This is a genomic window from Pseudonocardia sp. KRD291 (genome assembly GCF_019263595.1).
In the GTDB taxonomy this organism is placed as follows: Bacteria; Actinomycetota; Actinomycetes; order Mycobacteriales; family Pseudonocardiaceae; genus Pseudonocardia.
Window position 1 is genome coordinate 1 of sequence record NZ_JADQDD010000479.1, and the last position, 2,337, is coordinate 2,337.

The 2,337-nt window shown below is 73.9% G+C and carries 2 protein-coding genes; both read right to left on the reverse strand.

All coding sequences use genetic code 11. The annotated features are described in order from the left end of the window. Positions 1–403, reverse strand: a 403-nt coding sequence (gene whiA, locus I4I78_RS31945; RefSeq protein ID WP_218615238.1) for a DNA-binding protein WhiA, incomplete at its 3' end; no start/stop codon positions are given. A 379-nt stretch (positions 404–782) separates the two neighbouring features. Further along, the coding region (locus I4I78_RS31950) for an FAD-binding dehydrogenase (protein WP_218615239.1) at positions 783–2,337 on the reverse strand (1,555 nt) is incomplete at its 5' end.

Here is a 2,337-nt window from a genome sequence, read left to right on the forward strand (position 1 = left end):
CGCGCCACGCCGCCGCGACCGCACCCAGGTCACCGCCGACGACGCTGGGCGGCAGCCCGCGCACCCAGCGGCCCCGGCCGTCGGTCAGGCCCGACCGCCGGGCCAGCTCCGTCCCGTCACCTGCGACCCGGACGAGGCAGCCGCGGCTGCGGCGCAGCACCCCGACCGGCGCGGACTCGTGTGCGGTGATGCCGAACAGCCCGCGGATCCCCTCGCAGAGCCGTCGGGCGGCGGCGCCGGAGTCCAGCTCGGCCTCGATGACGACGCGCACGCCCGCGGCCGAGGCCTCGCGGTCCACCGTGCCGGCGAACCGGAGCACCGTGGCCACCTCGGCCAGTCGGGCGGCGGGCTCCCCCGCACCGGTCCACGCCAGCTCGTCCTTGACCGCCGCGGTCGTCGTCATTCACGAACCTTTCCACCGAGCGTCACGTCTGGTCACTCAACGCGTTTGCGCGGCACAAGGGTTCGGGCGGTCGGGAACGCCACACCGCCGTCGAGCGCCCCCGTGCGGTCCCCGTGTGCCCCCCGGGCGTCGCTCGCCGCACATGGTCGACCGTCCGCCCCGTGTCGATGCACGGTCGACGCGGTCGGCGTGTCCCGGGTTTCACCCGACCGGGTACGGGCACCCTTCCCTTACAGCCACACGATGGGCCGAGATGCTGGGGAGCGGTCGACTCGTCGTTCCCGGTCCGGGGGCCGACCGCTCGGGGGCGGTTCGGCCCCCGGACGTCGTTGCGGACCCCCCTTCGCGTGCCGTCGCCCGCTCACGTGCCGGTGGCCCCTCAGGTGCCGGTCACCAGGGCGATCGCCCGGCCGGCCTGGCGTCCGGAGAACAGGCAGCCGCCGAGGAACGTCCCCTCCAGTGACCGGTAGCCGTGCACCCCGCCGCCACCGAAACCCGCGATCTCCCCGGCCGCGTAGAGCCCCGGGACCGGACTGCCGCGCCCGTCGAGGACCCGCCCGGACAGGTCGGTCTGCAGGCCGCCGAGCGTCTTGCGGGTGATGACGTTCAGACGGACGGCGATCAGCGGGCCGGCCTTCGGGTCCAGGATCTTGTGCGGCGCCGCGGTGCGGGCCAGCCGCTCACCGCGCGAGCGCCGCGAGTTGTGGATGGCCATGACCTGCAGGTCCTTGGTGAACGGGTTGTCCATCTCGCGGTCGCGGGCCTCGATCTGACGACGCATGTCCGCGACGTCGAGTACCGGATCCCGGCAGACCGCGTTCATCCCGGCGACCAGCTCCTCGAGGGTGTCGGCGACGACGAAGTCCTCGCCGTGGCGCTTGAACGCCTCCACCGGTCCGGCCGCGCCGGGACGCACCCGGCCCAGGGTGAGCCGAAGGTCCTTGCCGGTGATGTCCGGGTTCTGCTCGGAGCCCGACAGCGCGAACTCCTTCTCGATGATCTTCTGGGTGAGCACGAACCAGGAGTGGTCGTACCCGGTCTTCATGATCGCCTCGAGCGTCCCGAGGGTGTCGAAACCCGGGAAGACCGGGGCCGGGAAGCGGCGCCCGCGGGCGTCGAACCACAGCGACGACGGGCCGGGGATCACCCGGATCCCGTGCCGGGCCCAGATCGGGTCCCAGTTCGTGATGCCCTCGGTGTAGTGCCACATCCGGTCGCGGTTGACCAGCCGCCCGCCGGCCCGCTCGGTGATCGCGAGCATCCGCCCGTCGACGTGCTCGGGGACGCCGGAGATCATGTGCTCCGGCGGGGTGCCGAGCCGCTGCGGCCAGTTCGCGCGCACCAGGTCGTGGTCGGCGCCGATCCCGCCCGCGGTGACCAGCACGACCGGGGCGTGCAGCTCGAACCCGCCGGTCTCGGTGCGCGAGCTCGCGGCGCCGCGCACCGCGTCGGTGGGTTCGAGGACCGCGCCGCGGACGCCGTCGACGACGCCGTCGGTGGTGAGTACCTCGTCGACGCGGTGCCGGAACCGGAACCGCACCCGCCCGCGCGCCGCGGCGTCGCGCACCCGTCGTTCGAACGGCGCGAGCACGCCCGGCCCGGTGCCCCACGTCAGGTGGAACCGCGGCACCGAGTTGCCGTGCCCGTCGGCGAGGTAGCCACCCCGCTCGGCCCACCCGACGACCGGGATCCAACGCACTCCCTGACCGTGCAGCCAGGAACGCTTCTCCCCCGAGGCGAAGTCGACGTAGGCGGTCGCCCACTGCCGGGCCCAGAAGTCCTCGCCGGACGGGTCGTCGACGTCGCGGTCGAACCCGGCGGTGCCCAGCCAGTCCTGCATCGCCAGCTCGGGCGAGTCCTTGATGCCCATCCGCCGCTGCTCCGGGGTGTCGACCATGAACAGCCCGCCCAGCGACCAGAACGCCTGCCCGCCC